General features: G+C 60.7%; 15 protein-coding genes. 2 read left to right on the forward strand and 13 right to left on the reverse strand.

Annotation, left to right across the window (positions count from 1 at the left end):
• Window positions 1–5: 5 nt before the first annotated feature.
• The 4 genes from FFS37_RS36320 to FFS37_RS33070 form a co-directional block, all read right to left on the reverse strand.
• Window positions 6–4,001: a hypothetical protein gene (locus FFS37_RS36320; RefSeq protein ID WP_232375867.1), complete on the reverse strand. Its 3,996-nt coding sequence runs from the start codon at window positions 3,999–4,001 to the stop codon at window positions 6–8.
• Window positions 4,002–4,141: 140 nt separating this feature from the next.
• A complete protein-coding gene (locus FFS37_RS33060; protein WP_137935127.1) occupies window positions 4,142–4,756 on the reverse strand; it encodes a Tim44/TimA family putative adaptor protein in 615 nt (204 codons plus the stop codon).
• Window positions 4,757–4,817: 61 nt separating this feature from the next.
• Entirely contained in the window at window positions 4,818–6,410 is a 1,593-nt protein-coding gene (gene ctaD / locus FFS37_RS33065; protein ID WP_137935128.1) for a cytochrome c oxidase subunit I, read from the reverse strand.
• A 102-nt stretch (window positions 6,411–6,512) separates the two neighbouring features.
• A complete protein-coding gene (locus FFS37_RS33070) occupies window positions 6,513–7,175 on the reverse strand; it encodes a 5-formyltetrahydrofolate cyclo-ligase (RefSeq protein ID WP_137935129.1) in 663 nt (220 codons plus the stop codon).
• A gap of 131 nt (window positions 7,176–7,306) precedes the next feature.
• Between FFS37_RS33070 and FFS37_RS33075 the strand changes: the two genes are divergently transcribed.
• Window positions 7,307–8,152 carry a LysR family transcriptional regulator gene (locus FFS37_RS33075; RefSeq protein ID WP_137935130.1) on the forward strand — a complete coding sequence of 282 codons (846 nt, stop codon included), beginning with the start codon at window positions 7,307–7,309 and terminating at the stop codon, window positions 8,150–8,152.
• A gap of 87 nt (window positions 8,153–8,239) precedes the next feature.
• Here the strand turns inward: FFS37_RS33075 and FFS37_RS36540 are convergent, their stop codons facing one another.
• From FFS37_RS36540 to rnk, 3 genes are all read right to left on the reverse strand, one after another.
• The gene (locus FFS37_RS36540) at window positions 8,240–8,368 is read right to left on the reverse strand and encodes a hypothetical protein (RefSeq protein WP_269750973.1); all 129 of its coding nucleotides are present in this window, start codon (window positions 8,366–8,368) and stop codon (window positions 8,240–8,242) included.
• 95 nt (window positions 8,369–8,463) lie between these two features.
• Window positions 8,464–9,027 (reverse strand): nucleoside-diphosphate kinase, encoded by a 564-nt coding sequence (locus tag FFS37_RS33080; RefSeq protein ID WP_137935131.1) that lies wholly within the window; start codon window positions 9,025–9,027, stop codon window positions 8,464–8,466.
• 161 nt (window positions 9,028–9,188) lie between these two features.
• Window positions 9,189–9,665 (reverse strand): nucleoside diphosphate kinase regulator, encoded by a 477-nt coding sequence (gene rnk / locus FFS37_RS33085; RefSeq protein WP_232375868.1) that lies wholly within the window; start codon window positions 9,663–9,665, stop codon window positions 9,189–9,191.
• 459 nt (window positions 9,666–10,124) lie between these two features.
• On the opposite strand from rnk, the gene FFS37_RS33090 reads away from it, so the two are divergent.
• The gene (locus FFS37_RS33090) at window positions 10,125–10,982 is read left to right on the forward strand and encodes a universal stress protein (RefSeq protein WP_137935132.1); all 858 of its coding nucleotides are present in this window, start codon (window positions 10,125–10,127) and stop codon (window positions 10,980–10,982) included.
• Window positions 10,983–10,989: 7 nt separating this feature from the next.
• Here FFS37_RS33090 and mnhG read toward each other — a convergent pair whose 3' ends face one another.
• From mnhG to FFS37_RS33120, 6 genes are read right to left on the reverse strand one after another with little or no spacing between them, the layout of a single operon-like run.
• Entirely contained in the window at window positions 10,990–11,379 is a 390-nt protein-coding gene (gene mnhG, locus FFS37_RS33095; protein ID WP_137935133.1) for a monovalent cation/H(+) antiporter subunit G, read from the reverse strand.
• On the reverse strand, window positions 11,376–11,657 hold the full coding sequence (locus tag FFS37_RS33100) for a K+/H+ antiporter subunit F (RefSeq protein WP_137935134.1): 282 nt from the start codon (window positions 11,655–11,657) through the stop codon (window positions 11,376–11,378). Before FFS37_RS33100 ends, mnhG begins: the two co-directional genes overlap by 4 nt.
• Window positions 11,654–12,139 (reverse strand): Na+/H+ antiporter subunit E, encoded by a 486-nt coding sequence (locus FFS37_RS33105; RefSeq protein ID WP_137935135.1) that lies wholly within the window; start codon window positions 12,137–12,139, stop codon window positions 11,654–11,656. The genes FFS37_RS33100 and FFS37_RS33105 overlap by 4 nt, the downstream gene beginning before the upstream one ends.
• Entirely contained in the window at window positions 12,136–13,776 is a 1,641-nt protein-coding gene (locus tag FFS37_RS33110) for a monovalent cation/H+ antiporter subunit D (RefSeq protein WP_137935136.1), read from the reverse strand. The genes FFS37_RS33105 and FFS37_RS33110 overlap by 4 nt, the downstream gene beginning before the upstream one ends.
• On the reverse strand, window positions 13,776–14,117 hold the full coding sequence (locus FFS37_RS33115; protein WP_137935137.1) for a Na+/H+ antiporter subunit C: 342 nt from the start codon (window positions 14,115–14,117) through the stop codon (window positions 13,776–13,778). The genes FFS37_RS33110 and FFS37_RS33115 overlap by 1 nt, the downstream gene beginning before the upstream one ends.
• Window positions 14,117–17,035 (reverse strand): monovalent cation/H+ antiporter subunit A, encoded by a 2,919-nt coding sequence (locus tag FFS37_RS33120; RefSeq protein ID WP_137935138.1) that lies wholly within the window; start codon window positions 17,033–17,035, stop codon window positions 14,117–14,119. Before FFS37_RS33120 ends, FFS37_RS33115 begins: the two co-directional genes overlap by 1 nt.
• Window positions 17,036–17,038: the final 3 nt, after the last annotated feature.

Consider the following 17,038-nt stretch of genomic DNA (forward strand, 5'->3'; position numbering starts at 1 on the left):
CGACCTCAATGTCGGCCGGGAAGGTCGCCTTTTGCGATAGCGACGTAGCTTGCGAGCCGCGCCTCCGACGCCAGCAGATCGTAGCAGCTCTCATCCCTTACGCCTTCGGTGACCAGGAAGCCAATCGAGAGCAACATGCGTTGGCGGTCGAGCAAGAAATCGAATTCCATCGCCATCGCCAATGTTCTGGCTGTTTCACCAATGGCGGAGAGCCGTGCCGACATCTCGGCGGCGGTTGGTCCCGAACCGTCCAGGTCGCGTTCATGACTGGCGATTGAGTTACGGACGGCGCGCGCCCAAAAGAGCATGTCAGAGCTGGCGTTATCGGCCCGTTCGAGGGCTAGCGCCTGAGTGATGTCGATCAAGGTTTCGGCGGATGTCGCCAACCCAGAAAGACGGTCAGTCATCTCTTGAGAGACGACCAGGGGGCGATGCAGGTCAGTCGTGAGAAGCGCGGTGGCGTCATCAAGCTGGCGCCAGGTGACGGTATCGGTGCGGCGACTATCTCGCAGCGCGTTGACCTCGTCGGCCATGATACCGAGAGCGTCATCGATCCCTTTCAAACGTGTCGCCGCATCGAGGTCGCCCCAATCCTTGCATGCGTTGGCGAGCGCGATGAGATGTCCGGCAAGATTGCCGCTGTCGACGGACGAGACATATCGGGGATCGAGCGGATGAAGATCGCGGGTGTCGTACCAATTATAAAAATGCCCCCGAAAGCGGGCGAGGCGTCCCATTGTCGAAAGCGTCGCCTCCAGACGCTCGACCGTGTCGGTGACACCAAGCCAACCAAAATCATGCGCACTCGCCGCCGATAGCAGGTAGAGACCGATATTGGTCGGCGATGTGCGATGGGCGACGACTGGGGCGGGATCTTCCTGGAAATTGTCCGGCGGAAGATTGTGATCGTCTACCGAAACGAAGGTCTCGAAGAACCGCCATGTCCGCCGCGCGATCAGCCGCAAGGCGCGAGCCTCCGCCGCGGTCGGCGCCTGCATCGCCTCCTTGGCCGAAGTCAGGCTCGCCCACCTGGCGATTGCGGGAGAGGCGATCCACAAAATCGCAAACGGGACGGCAAGGAGCCACGTCTGGTTTCCTGAAAGCAAGGCTACGATCGGCGCGACCACGCCGATCAGCACTGCGCCCGCCATCCAGCGATAGTAAGCCGACGTCGTAGGCTCGCGACCGATTTTGGCCTGCGCTGACGGGGTCCATTCGAGAAGGTCGCGCCGCGTGATAAACAGTCGGACCAGGGTGCTGGTGATGGCATCGCCCATCAGCCACGCCTGGTGCGCCAGCAAGGTGATTATCAGCAGCGACTGAAGCAGCGCGAGACGAAAGTCCGACATCACGGTTTTAAAGTGAATGCGCTGGCTGAGACCAGCATGACGCGGCGCAATCCCCGCCAGAGCTGGCACGAAACTGGGCAGCACGAGCGTGGCCACGACAAAGATCGTCCAGATTACCGCGGCGTCGAAAGGCAGCAGCCATCCAGCCATGAGCGCGAGCAGACACGTGATCGGGGAAAGTGTGCGTCGCAGATTGTCGACCATCTTCCAACGGCCGCTGGCAGGCATGGCCGCAGACTGCGTGCGGCCCCCTCCCAGGAGACCGGACCACCCTAATATCCACGGCAGCAATTGCCAGTCTCCGCGCGCCCAACGATGATACCGGAGTGAGGCAACATCGTAGCGGGCGGGGTAGGCTTCGACGACCTCGATGTCGGAGGCCAGAGCGGAGCGGGCGAATACGCCTTCGAAGAGGTCATGGCTGAGCAGGATCGAATCGGGCGAACGGCCCTTGAGTGCGACTTCGAAGGCGTCGACCGCATAGATGCCCTTGCCTGCGTAGGACCCTTCCTCAAGCAAGTCTTGATAGACGTCAGCTACAGCTGTTGAATATGGGTCGATCCCGTTCATGCTGGAGAACACGCGCTGGTAGACCGATCCCTCGTCCGCCGTCGGCAGCGCGGTGGCAACGCGAGGCTGCAGCACGGCATGGCCCTCCACGACGCGGCCAGTGGCGACGTCGTGGCGTGGCTGGTTCAGCGGGTGCGCCATCTTGCCGATCATGCGCCGGATCGAATCACGCCGAAGTCTCGTATCCGCGTCCAGAGTGATGACATAGCGCACGCTCTCCGGAACATGGGGCGGACGGCCATCAAGGCTTAGGAAAGTGGTATCGGAAGCACCGCGCAACAATTGGTTCAGTTCACGCAGCTTGCCGCGTTTGCGCTCCCAGCCAATCCATCTGCGTTGGCTCTCATTCCATACGCGCCGACGATGGAGCAGCAGGAACCGATCGCCGCCAGGCGCACGTCCATGGCGCCGGTTCAGGCGCGCAATCCCTTCGATGGCAACTTGAAGCTGTTCCTGGTCACCTTCGACGGTCTCGGTCGCCGCGTCGGTCCAGTCCGACAGCAACGCAAATTGAACATCACCAGCGACGCTGGCGAGACAGTGGATTTCCAACCGTTCGATCTGGGCGGCGACAGCCTCGCGGGTCGTCAGCAAGGTCGGCACAACCACGAGCGTGCGAAGACGTTTGGGCACGCCATCGCGAAGTTCGAGACCCGGCAGTTGGGTCGGACCGAAACGGTGGGTCAGCTCCTGGTTCAGGAGCGCGACCGCTGCGTCCAGGGCTGGGATGGCCCCGAGTGTTCCCAGTATTCCCAACCATATCCAGCCCGGACTGGCTTGAGCATGGACGATGATCGGCATCGCTAGCAGGAGCGCGGCCACGATCGCGCCCGCGCCGATATACCCTCCAATGCCAAGCGTGCGATAAAACCGTCCGAATAGCAGTTGAGGCCTTGGGCGAAATCCGATTTCCGCTTCGAACTCCACACGACCGCCTGCGCAAAGATAATAGCCAGGATCGGTCTGGCGTTCGTCTGATTCCAAGGCTTCGGGCTCGGCCTGAGCCCCGGTCAAAACCGCTCGGTGGGCGATTTCCAGTTCACTAAGGCCAGATCCGCGGGCGAGTTCCTCGACGGCCGTGCGGTACAGATTGCGTGTGGCGAAGTCCATCTCCGCAAAGCTGCAACCATCCGCCAACACGGCGTCGATGAGGGTGACGCGTTCGAAGATTTCCGTCCAATCGACGTCGGACATGCGGCGCATGCTGGTAATGATATTTCGGACGGTAACGTTGGCCGAAATCTGCTTTTCTTGTTCGTCATTAACAGCTGTGTCCACGGTCTTCCCCTGCGCTGCCAGCCGTTTGTCGAGACGTATGAACAATGACGTGACGGAGGGACCTTCATCGCGTAGCCGGTGCACGAGCTGAAGAAGGAAGGCGTCGGAGAGCGCCCCCTGTTCGAGGTCGACCTCGACAGACTTGGGCAGCTCGGCCGCATGGCCGCCATCCGACAGAAGCCTGTCGGCAAGATCGTCCGCTCTGCGGCGCTCCTCACGGCTATAGACGATACGCGCTGCGATCCGTCTGAGGTTCTCTATAAGAATAACCCTGAGCGTAATCGCCGATGCCCAGAGTTCGCCGATCAAAAGTGGCTGTATGGTCTGATAGGCGTGCATGTAGTCGCACCACGCGTCGACATCGAACCGGCTGTCCGTGTGAGCGATGAACGCCCAAGCTATCCCGAAGACACGCGGGTAACCCGCGAACGGGCCGTCGGCGAGCGTGGGGAGTTGTCGGTAGTAGCGAGGTGGCAGGTCCAATCTGACTTGTCGGATTTGTCGTTCCACTTGATGAAAGTTATCGATCAACCACTCCGCAGCAGGGGTGATGGCGGCTCCGTCGCTGACCGCCTCACAAATGGAGCGATAAGCTGTGATCAGGCTTGCTTCATTGTCCGTGAGCCGGTTCAGCAGCGAATGCCCGTTCGGTTTGTCCTGCTTGATATGCTGGGCGGCCGCCAAGCTGCGGGCATGCTCTTGCAGTCGTTCGACGCTGAACAATATTTCGCGAATAGCGTTCGTATCGTTCCAGGGTGAAGGCGTCGGCGCCGAACCGAAGACTCGACGAAGCAGGGAGGCCATCAACATGTCTCCACGGTACCTGTAGCGAAGATGTGTTCCAAAACGTCATCGCCGCTGGCCCACCTGCGCTGATTTAAGCGCACGCGGCGAAGTCCACATAGCCGAGCGTCACACTTCGGCGGGTTAAGAGACGCAAGCCGTTATCCGCCTTCCGTGGCGATCAACATCCATTTGCGCTTCCTTGACTGTGTGTCACTGGCGAACGTCCACTCATCGATCACCTCAATGATCTGCTGGGGATCGCCGGCGACGATCGCATCCTTAGCCGAGCGTGTAACGCTGACCATCTCGGAAACGAAACGAACAGCAATCTCAGCGGTATCATCCTCCTCGACAGCGCTGACGACCGTCGCTTTGCTCGTGCCAATGAACGTCACCTCCAGTATTTCTTCCCGATCCCGACGTTCGGCTATCGCTCGCTCGAAGGTGTCGAGCACTTCCGGTCCGACGTGGCGTTTCAATATTTGGATATCGCTGTCCGCATAGGCCAGCACGATAACTTCATAAGCAGCCTTGGCGCCGGCCAGGAAGGCGGCGGGATCGATTTCCCGGATCACATCCAAGGGCGCTGCGCAGGAGGTAGTGTCTTGGATATTGCCGGCCCGTTGACCCGTCGGCGCATCTTCTCGTTTGGCCTTGTCTTCACCTGGGCGCGGCTGGCGTCGGCCCCAACTGCCCAGTATTGCCCAAGCCCAATAGACCGCGATGATCGCCACGAGCAGTATATGGTTGTTTGGATCTGTGGTCTCGTTCATGTCGTTCTCCCGACAAAATGTCGAAGTGACAGCAGGCGCCGATTCGGAACAGGAGGCCAAGCTAGAGAATACGCGGCAGCCTGTCCCACTGATGGAAGGGCGGCGGCGATGACAGTTGCCATTCGAGCGTGGTCGCCCCGTCGCCCCATGGATTGGCGCCGGCCTGGCGTCTGCGGCTGAAAGCTTCCGCCACCGTGATGAAGAAGACGACAAGTCCAGCCGTTGAAATGTAGGACCCGATCGACGACACGAAATTCCAGCCAGCGAAGGCGTCGGGGTAGTCCGCGTAGCGTCTCGGCATGCCAGCCATACCGAGGAAATGCTGCGGGAAGAAGACCAGGTTGACGCCGATGAACATCAGCCAGAAATGCAGCTTGCCCAGCGTTTCGCTGTACATGTAACCAGTCATCTTCGGAAACCAGTAGTAGAAGCCGGCGAAGATGGCGAAGACGGCACCCAAAGACAGTACATAGTGGAAGTGGGCGATCACAAAATAGGTGTCATGCAACGAGCGGTCGAGGCCGGGGCCCGCGACCATGATCCCGGTGACGCCGCCGATAGTGAAGAGCAGGACGAAGCCGAGAGCCCAGAGCATCGGCGTCTTGAACTCGATTGATCCTCCCCACATGGTCGCCAGCCACGAAAACACCTTTACGCCGGTTGGAACGGCGATGACCATCGACGCGAAGGCGAAGTAACGCTGGGTGTCGGCGGACAGGCCGACCGTATACATATGATGCGCCCAGACAACAAAGCCGATCACGCCGATCGCCACCATCGCATAGGCCATGCCGAGATAGCCAAAGATCGGCTTCTTGGCGAAGGTCGAGATGACGTGGCTGATGATGCCGAAACCAGGCAGGATCATGATGTAGACTTCGGGATGACCGAAGAACCAGAACAGATGCTGGTAGAGGATCGGATCGCCGCCGCTTTCGGGCACAAAGAAAGTGGTGCCGAAATTGCGGTCCGTGAGCAGCATCGTGATCGCGCCGGCAAGCACGGGCAGCGACATGAGAAGCATGAAGGCGGTGACCAGCATCGACCAGGCAAACAGAGGCATCTTGTGCATCGTCATGCCGGGTGCTCGCATGTTGAAAATGGTCGTAATGAAGTTGATCGCACCGAGGATCGATGACGCTCCTGCAAGGTGGATCGACAAGATGACGAGGTCGACGGCAGGGCCGGGCTGGCCTGAGGTCGACAGTGGCGGATAGAGCGTCCAGCCGCCGCCATGGCCGAGCGTGCCGGGCGCTCCTGGAACGAACATCGAGGTGATGAAGAGGATAAACGCCATCACCAGGAGCCAGAACGAGATATTGTTCATGCGCGGAAAGGCCATGTCAGGCGCGCCGATCATGATCGGCACCATCCAGTTGCCGAACCCCCCTATCAACGCCGGCATGAGGACGAAGAAGATCATGACCAGCCCATGGGCACTGACGACGACGTTGTAGACAGCGGGATCGGCGAATATCTGCAGTCCCGGTTCCTGAAGCTCCATCCGGATCAGCACCGAGAGCGCGGTGCCGAGTACTCCTGCCATGATCGAGAAGATCAGATAGAGCGTCCCTATGTCCTTGTGGTTGGTGGAGAACAGCCACCGGACGAGAAACCGGGGCCTGTGATCATCCAAGGTGGCCGGACTAGACATGATGTGCCTCCTGCTTTTCACTGCTGGCAGGCAAGACGGCCACAACGACGGACGGCATCTGCGATCCGCCGTCACGAGGGATCAGGCCTTGCCTGCAATCATTCATTCGTCCGTGACGATCACATCCATCGGAATGTCGTGCGGCTGGGGATAGATGGTCTGGATCCTGCTGTCGGCGTAACCGACGCCGACGACGTAGGGTCGTGTCGACATCGCTGCCAACGTCCTGTCAAAGAAGCCGCCGCCATAACCCAAGCGGTAGTTAGCCTGGTCGAAACCGACGACGGGTGCGATGACCACATCCGGTTGGACAGCAGGTCCGTGAGAAGGGACAAGAATATTCCAGACGCCGCGTTCGAGCGGGTCTCCCGGCCCCCAGATACGAAACTCCAGCGGCCAGCCCTTTTTAATGACGACCGGCAGGGCGATCCGTCCGCCGCGCTCGATCACCTTTATTGCCCAGTTGCGCAGATCGGGCTCACCGCGGAATGGCCAGTAGCCGCTGACGATCCGCCCGCTCACCCGGCCCACAGCCAAGTCAAGGGCGGAAGCGATGCGTAAAGACCTCGCACCGCGTTCCTCAGCGTCAACCGCGAGACGCTCGTCGATCAGGCGCTTGCGCTCCCCCTTGCGCCATCGACAGACGTCGGGCCATGCGTCCTGGACGGCGGGCTCAGTGCCGTACCCGAGGACAAGCTCATGCATGAAGCATGGCGGAGAAACGTATTCTCTCGTCTCCGGGTGAACATCCTCCTGGTCAGACATCGCACGCTCCATATCCTTTGCAGCGGAAACCCGCATCGCCTTGGCCTGGACGTTGCGCTGCATAAAACAGGAAGGCAAACGGAATTAAATGCTGTATTGATGCAAGATTATTGCACTAACTAGGAGCAGTGATGGACATCGACCGCGCTCGCACGTTTTTGGAAATCGTCCATTCCGGCAGCTTTCTGAGGGCCGCCGACCGACTCCACGTCACCCAGACTACGGTAAGCGCGCGGATACGCACGCTGGAGGAAGAGCTCGGACGTCAGCTCTTCATCCGGAATCGCAATGGCGCACAGTTGACGCCGGCGGGTCGGGAGTTCGAACGGTTTGCCCAGTCATTCGTCCAGATATGGGAGCGCGCCCGCCACCAACTCGCCATCCCATCGGGACGAACAAGCGTCGTTGCCTTGGGCGGAGAGCTCAGCCTGTGGAACCCGCTCCTGCTCGATTGGCTGGTTTGGATGAAGAAGGCCAAGCCTGAAATCGCCATCCAAGCCCAAGTCGGCGTACCCGACCAGCTCCTCGAGCAGCTCAGGACCGGCGTTCTGGACATTGCAGTGCTCTATGCGCCGAAGCTGCTGCCGGGTTTCAGGGTAGAGCTTCTCGTCGAGGAGCAGCTCGTGCTGGTTCGGACCACGGACAAAGAGGGGGAGCCGGTCGGCTCCAAGGACTATGTCTATGTCGACTGGGGGCCGCTGTTTGCGGCCCAGCATGGTGCCAGTTCCTCTGCCTTCGGCGAGCCGGGATTGATGGTCGGCCTTGGCCCGCTTGGGCTGAGCTACATCCTGCGCGCCGGCGGAATGGGCTATTTCCGCAGGGGCGCAGCAGCTCCCCATATCGAGGCGGGGTTACTGGAGGTGGTAGAAGGCGCGCCGGAATTCACCTATCCGGCCTATGCCGTCTATCCGGAAGCAAGCGAGGCGCGAGCGGACGTGCAGGAGGCGCTACGTGGATTGAAGCAAGTTGTGAAATGATCGTCGCTCCGGGCGCGAAGCCACGGTTCGCGTTAATGGAAGGATCGCAAAGACTGCAATGACAAGCCGGTCGGCTTCGTCGGTCATCTACATTTCGATCAAAGCGTAGGCCAGGCCAAAGATTCCGGTCATTAGAACGGCGAAGAACGCCCAGCCTTTCAACGCGGCTCGCACATCTTCAGGCTTAGCACCTTTCTGGTTGTCGTAATCATCCATATTCATATCCTAGTTTGTTGGCCTCACTTGGTACAGGCAAGGGCTGAGGGAGCACTTGTCTATCCGCCTTCACGGCCTTCGGGATGTTCGAGCTTTCAGGCGGCTGACGGACCCGGGTCGTCGAATCCGGTGTCGAAAGCCGCTATGACTTGCTTCGCCGCTTTGTCTTGCGCGTCATCGGAACGATGGACGACGCGCAGAATCGGTCCGTCCGGTCGCCACGAACCCGGCGCAGCACCCCCCGCCAGCTTCAGTCTCTCGCGCCTTGCAGCTTCTGGCTGATAGACCACTTCATGCACAGTCAGCGTTTCAAGGCCGCCGTCTGTTGTTGGAATGGACATGGACTGACCTTCGGCCAGACCCAGCAGCGCCAGGCCGCGCGGATTGGTGATCGGCAAAAGCATGCCGACCAGACCGCGCATCTCGTCATGGGCGACGATGCGGGTTTCGGCAGGGCCGTCGTTCACCCGATAGGCCACGCGGGTGCTAAGTGTCACGACGTTTGCCGGGATGTCTTCCCGAAACACGACAACTGCGCTCGAAATCTTCCGTTGAAGGATAGCCGAGAAGGCATCGCCGCGCGCAGGTCGGCGCTCCTGCATCACTTCAAGAATCGTGTAGTCCTTGGTGGTCAGTTGGCAACTATCGATGGTGGACATGGCGCATCTCCAGCCGGCCCTGTGCAAGGGATCCGGCGTCAAGCAATTGATCGGGTGTGGAAAGCTACCCCTGTGCCGGGCCAGGATAGGCCGGCGCAGGGGTCACACTCCCGCGATGAGGCTGCCCGCGTGATTGAGGAGACGGATGGAAACGCCCATGTCTAGACGCCCGCGGCAATTGTCGAAGACGCTGGCGCGCGCCGATCGGCTACATCGCCTTCCGGAGCGGGTTGGCTTACATCAAGCACCAACAATTCATGCCGACGCCCGTCCCGGGCAGTCCACATGATCGACTGCCCAGCCGAGAGGCCGATCAGGGCCGTGCCAATCGGCGTGAGGATCGAAACCTTGCCTTCGGAGATGTCCGCATCGCCAGGGAAAACCAGCGTCACCGTTTTCCGATCGCCGGTGTCGGGCTTGAATGTCACAATCGAGCCCATCCGGACGGTGCCGGCGGAGACCCAGCCATCGGCGACGATGCGCGCGCGCTCAAGTTCGGCGAACAGCTCATCTGCCGCCTCCGGATTTCGGGCGGCAACGGTGTTCGCGAGGGCCGACAAACGTGCGTGGTCCGACTGTGAGATGCGGATGTTCGGCTTGCGCCGGGTTTTCTTGTTGTCTTGCATTTGAATACTCATGTTCTGCCTCGCGTCCGGGACCCGCCGAGGGGTCGTCAACGGTTGTCAGTGCGACGGAAATTTATTGCTGAATGCGCCCATGCTGCAGGGACTGATGCGACCCTCGCTTCACATGTCGATTTACATGTTCACCCCTCGGCTCGGGGCGCGCATGGCAGCCGAGCCGGGGGTTACGATCCCGCTATGGGGCAAACCCGGAAAAGAAAATCGCGGCGGATTTTGGCGACGGTGCTCATACACCTATAGTTGGGGAAGCAATTTGCGAAGTCAAGGCGCACGGCGCCTGGCTCAGCGTCAAGAGAAGCCGATCGAGCATTTCCAGCGGCCCTTGCAGCACAGTGGAGCCGCCGCCTAGGATGCCCCTTCGAGTAAGCGATAGCATCGTCAACTAGATCATTAGCCAAAGTCCGCTGAACTATAGGCGGTTATGATCTCAGGGACGAGGAACAAGGAGCTGCCATGAAAATCCTTGCGGCGACAGATTTTTCCACCCGTTCACAACGTGCACTGCGGCGAGCCGGCCTCCTGGCGCGGGACGTCAGCGCCGAACTCACGCTCGTCCATGTCGTCGACGATGACCAACCCTCAGATATACTCAAGCTCGAAACACGGGAGGCACAGAAATATCTTGAAGAACAAATAGCCTCGATCCCCGAACTGCAGGGACTTCAGTGTGAGTCCGCGGTTGTCGCGGGCGATCCGTTCGACGGCATTTTGAGGGCGGCCGAGGCGCATGCGATCGATCTCATTGTCATGGGCGCGCACCGCAAGCAGTTGCTCCGCGATATTTTTGTCGGGACAACCATCGAGCGTGTGATCCGAACCGGACCATGCCCGGTGCTCATGGTGAATGCTGAGGTAGAACATTCATACAAAAAGGTGATGGCCGCTGTGGATATGTCCGAGCCATCCGCGCGCGCAATCAGGAGGGCGAGGGAAACTGGGCTGATAGGCGACGCTAGTCTTTCGCTGGTCCATGGTTTCGACGCGTTCGCCAAGGGAAAAATGTCAAATGCTGGGATAGGCAAGGACGAGATAGCGCACTACGTGGCGGCAGAACGTTTGCAGGCTAGCAGGGAACTGGTCGCGTTTCTGGAAGCGAACGACTTTGGCGTCGACAACTGGTCGCTGCGTATCAAGGAAGCAGGCCCCGTCGAAGCGATCGTGGAGGCGATCAAGGAGGTAGCGCCCGATCTTCTGGTGATCGGAACGCATGGCCGTTCGGGCCTCATCAAGGTACTTCTGGGAAGCGTGACAGAAAGCATTCTGCGATCTGTCGACGTGGATGTTTTCGCGGTGCCGCCGATCCGAAGTTGATCGAGGCTTAGGCGCCAGATGATCGTCGTTGTTTGTCTTGGGATTCCGCGGCCACCTCGAATGGCGGGACGCCATCGTTGCCCTCGCTGCGGTCCCGGTAAAGCGCCGCGCGCGCCAGGAGCATAAGCGAGACTGGTGTCGTGACCGTCACGAACAGTGCGATCAGTATCTCGTGTAGGACAGGTTTCGACTGAAGCACGGAATGAAAGATGATCGAGGCGATCAGAACACCGCCCGTGCCCCAGGTGGTCCCTAGCGTCGGCGCATGGATACGTTCGTAAAAACTTCTGAACCGCAGGAGCCCGACCGACCCGAGCAGGGTCAGCGCCGATCCCAGGATCAGGAAGAACCCCGTGAGCAGAGCCGCCCAGACCGGCAGGTCGGCGAGAGGGGTCATTCTATTACCTCGCCGCGCATAAGGAATTTCGCCAGCGCCACGGTCGAGACAAAGCCAAGCAGCGCGATCACCAGGGCAGCCTCGAAATAGACCGTGCTGCCGGCACGGATGCCGAAGGTCAGCAGGAGAAGCATGGCGCCGACATAGAGCGCATCGAAGCTCAGGATCCGGTCCTGCGCGCGCGGCCCCCGGACGAGGCGCAGCAGAGAGCACGCCATGCCGGCGACCAGCAGCAATTGAGCGATGGTGACGGACCAGACGATTATGAGGCCGCTCATTCGAAAATCTCCATCAACCGCCGTTCATAGCGCTGCTTGATCAGGTCGATCCACGCCTGCTGGTCGATCAGGTCGAGAACATGGATCCGAAGCCTGCCGCTGCCGGCATGATATTCGACCCAGGCGGTGCCGGGCGTGCTGGTAATGATGCAGGCGAGTACGGCCAACCCAGTCCGGTCGCGCAGTTCGAGCGGGATCATCACGAAGCCGGATGTTCGCGTATGCTGCCCGCCTTGCAGGATGATCCCCGCCACGGCGATGTTGGAGCGAAGAATGTCCGCCAGGACGGTCAGGACCAATTGCGGGATCATGTCCCAGCGTCGTATTTTTGGTTTGGCGGGTTGAAGCGCTGCCATCGCCAAGGACGCTGCAAGAGCGATTACGCCGCCGAGAATAACCTGGCCGATGGACAGCCCATTGAGCAGTATCCACATGACGAGGAGCGAAGCTGTCAGGAGCGGATAAGGCAGAAGGGCGCTCATTTGTCCCTCGGCGCGTTGGGGCCTGGTATCGGCTGGGTGGACAGAACATCTCGCAAATAGTCTGCTGGCGAATGCAGGGACTGGGCGGTCGCCTCCATGTAGCGCATCACTTGTCCCCCCTGGACCGTCATCAACAGGCAGAGCGTCAGGAGGAAGGCTACTGGCGCGATCTCCAGGAGCAGCACGCGGGGTACGGTGCCTTCGATCGGCGCCCAGAAAATCTGGATGCCAGCGCGCATCATGGCGATCAGGGCGCAGAGGCCGGACAGGATCAGCAACGCGACCAGGATCCATGTCGAGCCCGCGATTACGCCGCCGCCCGCCACAGGATCGGGGCGCACCATCGCGGTCAGCAGCGCGAACTTTCCGACAAATCCCGAAAGCGGTGGCAGGCCCGCGAGCAAGAGGCCGCATGCCGCGAAACAGATGCCGAGAACGGCCAGCGTGCCGGGGATGGCAACGCCGACTTCCTCCTGCTCTGGCACTTGCTCCTCCATGTCATCGCCATAGGCTTCCATGGTCACCGATAGAACATGCGCGGCTGGGTCCTGCACCCGCTCGACGAGCTCGATCAGGAGAAAGAACGCGCCGATCGTCAGGGTTGAACTGACCATGTAGAAGAGGGCTCCGGCAGTGACTCTCGCATCGGCCATGCCGATCGCGGCCAGCAGTGTGCCGGATGAGACGAGGATGCTGAAGCCGGCGAGCCGGCCCACTGCCTGCGACGCCACCACGCCGATAGCGCCGAAGGCGATGGTGGCCATGCCGCCGAACAGCAGCCACGAGTCGCCAAAGCCCGCTGTGGCGCCGGCGTCCACGCCAAACAGCAACAGGGAAAGCCTCAGCAGGATATAGATGCCGACTTTGGTCATGATCACGAAGATGGCGGCGACCGGGGCCGCTGCCGCCGAATAAGCGGCCGGCAACCAGAAGCTCAGCGGCCACATGCCCGCCTTGACCAGGAAGGCGATAGCGAGGACGGCGGCGCCGGCTTCGAGCAGCATTCGATCCTGCGCCGGCACCGCCGGGATTCGCTGCGCAAGATCTGCCATGTTTAGTGTACCGGTCACGCCGTAGATCAGGCTGACCCCAATCAGAAACAGCGACGAAGCCGCCAGATTGACTGCAATGTAGTGCAGGCCCGCCTTGATGCGGAGCGGTCCAGAGCCGTGCAGAGCGAGACCATAGGATGCAGCCAGAAGCACCTCGAAGAAGACGAACAGGTTGAACAGGTCGCCGGTGAGGAACGCCCCGTTCAGACCCATCAGCAGAAGCTGGAAAAGCGTATGGAAATGCGGACCTGCCTTGTGCCAGCGTGCTAGCGAGAAGGCCAGGGAAGCGAGCGCCAGTACGCTGGTCAGGACCAGCATCAGGGCGGACAGCCTGTCGAGCACGAGCACGATCCCGAACGGCGCCGGCCAATTGCCGAGCAGATAGACGTCGGTGGTTGCTGACGAAGCAGTGGCATTGTCGACCGAGTGAAGCAGAGCTATGGCGATGACCATCAGCGCAAGCGCCGTGACGATGCTGATCACTGCCTTGACGACATGGCGACGCTCGTCCAGGAGCAGCAGAACGGCCCCTGTCGCGAGCGGCAGGACGATCGGCATCATCATGAGATGATTTGCCGTTTCCATCAATTGGGCTCCCTGCCGTCGACATGGTCGCTGCCCGTCAGGCCGCGCGATACGAGCAGCACCACGAGGAACAGGGCAGTTGTCGCGAAGCCGATGACGATCGCAGTCAAAACAAGCGCCTGCGGGATGGGGTCGGCGTAGTCCGCAGGATTGACCACGGCGCCGGATTGGAGAACGGGCGGCGTATTCACCCTAAGTCTGCCCATCGAGAAGATGAACAGGTTGACACCATAGCCGATGAGCGACAGGCCGATGATGACCTGAAAGGTCCGCGGCCGCAGCAATAGCCAAACGCCAGACCCCGTCAGCACGCCCATCCCGATGGCGAGGATAAGCTCCACTACGCGATTTCCTCGTTGCTTTGCGCGGCGGTGCGGGATGCGCGCAGTCGGCGGATGGACTGGTGGGCGAGAGCGATCAGCATCAGCACGGTCGCACCGAGAACGAGCGAAAAGACGCCGAGATCGAAAAGGGTCGCGGTAGCCGCCGGCACGGAACCGATCAGTGGCAATTCGACATAGCGGGAATACGAGGTCAGGAAGGGGTATCCGAACAGCCAGGAGGCCGCCCCGACGAGAGCCGCCAGGAGAAGGCCGAAGCCGATCCAGTTCACCGGCAGGACCCGCAACCTGTCTTCAACCCAGCGTGTGCCCGCCGCCAGATATTGCAAAATGAAGGCGGCGGCCAATGCGATTCCGGCGACAAAGCCGCCGCCGGGGAGATCGTGGCCGCGCATGAACAGATAGGCGGCGAATACGATGATGACGGGGAACAGCCATTGCATGATCACCGCGGGGATCAGCAAATAGTCGCTCACCGTATCGCCCGCCTCGCGGTCGGGCCTGGCTTCGTCAAATGCCCTCTGGACGCGTTGCTGTTCAGGGGACTCCACATTGTCGGGCGCCGGCCGGAACCGGCGCAGCAGGGCGAACACCGTCAACGCGACGATGCCGAGAACCGTGATCTCGCCGAACGTGTCGAAACCCCGGAAGTCCACCAGGATGACGTTGACGACGTTTTTGCCGCCTCCTTCCGAATAGGCCTTCTTCAGGAAGAAGTCGGCGATGGTGACGGGCGGGGTCCGTGTCGTTACCGCATACGCTACAATCGTCATGCCGGTTCCGCACGCCACCGCAATGCCCAGATCGCGGTAGCGACGTAGTTTTGCTGCCGTCGTGGCCAGGCCGGGGGCGACGTCTGCCGATCGCTTGGGCAACCAGCGCAATCCTAGAAGGATGAGAACCGTGGTCACCACCTCCACGAGCAGTTGAGTGAGCGCGAGGTCCGGCGCCGAAAACCAGACGAAGGTGATGCAGGTGACAAGTCCGGCTCCGCCGAGCAGGACAAGGGCGAACAGCCGGTGGAACTTGGCTTGCCACGCGGCACCAAGGGCGCACACGACGCCGACCGCCCAGATGCCGGCGAAGGTGACGTCGACGCCTTGGACTGTCAGCCGACCGGGATCGAAACCTAGCCTGTAGAGTGGCCAAGCGGCGGCGATGAAGGCCACGACGACCAGCAAGCGAAGTTGTGGTTGGAGCCGACGCGTTCCGAGATGGCTTTCCAGGAAGCGGGCACCTCTCCACGAGACCGCCACCAACACGCGCTCGAAGACGCGCTGGCCCCTGAGGCGGCGGAAGTAGGGTGGCCCGTCCTCGCAGCGAGCAAGATAGTCCTTCAGCAGCAGATAAAGGATTGCGCCACCGGCGAGCGCCAACACGCTCATGAACAGCGGAATTGTGAACCCGTGCCAGATGGCCAGACTGTACTGTGGCGTCGCGGATCCCAGGACGGAGGTGACGGCGGTGTGGAGGAACGGGCCGATGGTCAGGCCGGGAACGATCCCAACCAGGAGGCAGGCGAGGACAAGAAGTTGGATCGGAAACCGCATGAAAAACGGCGGTTCGTGAGGTTCGCGAGGCAGATCGGCCGGCAGCAATCCGAAAAACACGCTGTGGATGAACCGTGCCGAGTAGGCAACTGCGAAAGCGCTGCCCAGGACTGCTGCATAGGGCGCGGCGGTATCGAGGATGGAATCGGCGTGCGTTTCGATCGCCTCCGCGAAGAACATTTCCTTGGAGAGAAATCCATTCAGGAGGGGGACGCCAGCCATGGCCGCGCTTGCGACCATGGCGAGCGTCGCGGTGTAGGGCATGAAGCGGAAAAGTCCGCCCAGCCGCTGCATGTCGCGCGTTCCGGTCTCATGGTCGATGATGCCGGCGGCCATGAACAACGAGGCTTTGAACGTGGCGTGGTTCATCATGTGGAAGATGGCGGCGACGGCCCCCAGGGGGCTGCCGAGGCTGAGCAGAAGTGTAATCAGACCGAGATGGCTGATGGTCGAGTAGGCGAGTAAACCCTTTATGTCCCGCTGGAAGATCGCAAAATAAGCTCCCAAAACGAAAGACATCATGCCGGCGAAGCCGACGATCCAGAACCATTCGTATGTCCCCGCAAGCACCGGCCACAGGCGCGCCAACAGGAACACGCCGGCCTTCACCATGGTCGCTGAGTGCAGGTAGGCCGAGACCGGGGTCGGTGCGGCCATGGCGTTGGGCAGCCAGAAGTGGAACGGAAACTGCGCGCTCTTCGTGAACGCCCCGAGGAGCACAAGAACCAGGATGGGCACATAGAGATCGTGGGAGCGGATAAGGTCGCCCGACGCCAAAACACGATCGAGGTCGTAGCTTCCAACGATATGTCCGATCAGCAGGAAGCCAGCCAACAGACCGAGGCCGCCGATGCCGGTAATCGTCAGCGCCATGCGGGCGCCGTCGCGGGCACTGGCGTTGTGGTGCCAATAGCCAATCAGCAGGAAGGAAAAGATGCTGGTCAGTTCCCAGAATACGACCAGCAGGATCAAGTTTCCGGAAATAACGACCCCGAGCATCGATCCCATGAACGCAAGAAAGAACGAAAAAAATCTGGGAACCGGATCTTCCGGCGACATGTAGTAGCGCGCGTAAATGACGACGAGGAAGCCGATGCCGCTTATGAGCATGGCGAACAGCCAGGCAAATCCGTCCATTCGCAAAGTGAAATCAAGGCCAAGCGTCGGAAGCCATTCGACATCGCTGCGCACCACGCCTCGATCGAGGACGGACCGATAAAACATGACCGCCAGACCCAGACAGATAAACGCCACTGCGCCGGTGAGAATCGCTGCGGCATTACGGGCGTTTGTCGGGAGTATGATGGCGGCAAGGCTGCCTGCGAAAGGCAGGACGATCATCAGAATCAGCGATGCGTCGTCTGTCATCTA

Source organism: Mesorhizobium comanense (genome assembly GCF_005503535.1).
Classification (GTDB): domain Bacteria; phylum Pseudomonadota; class Alphaproteobacteria; order Rhizobiales; family Rhizobiaceae; genus Mesorhizobium; species Mesorhizobium comanense.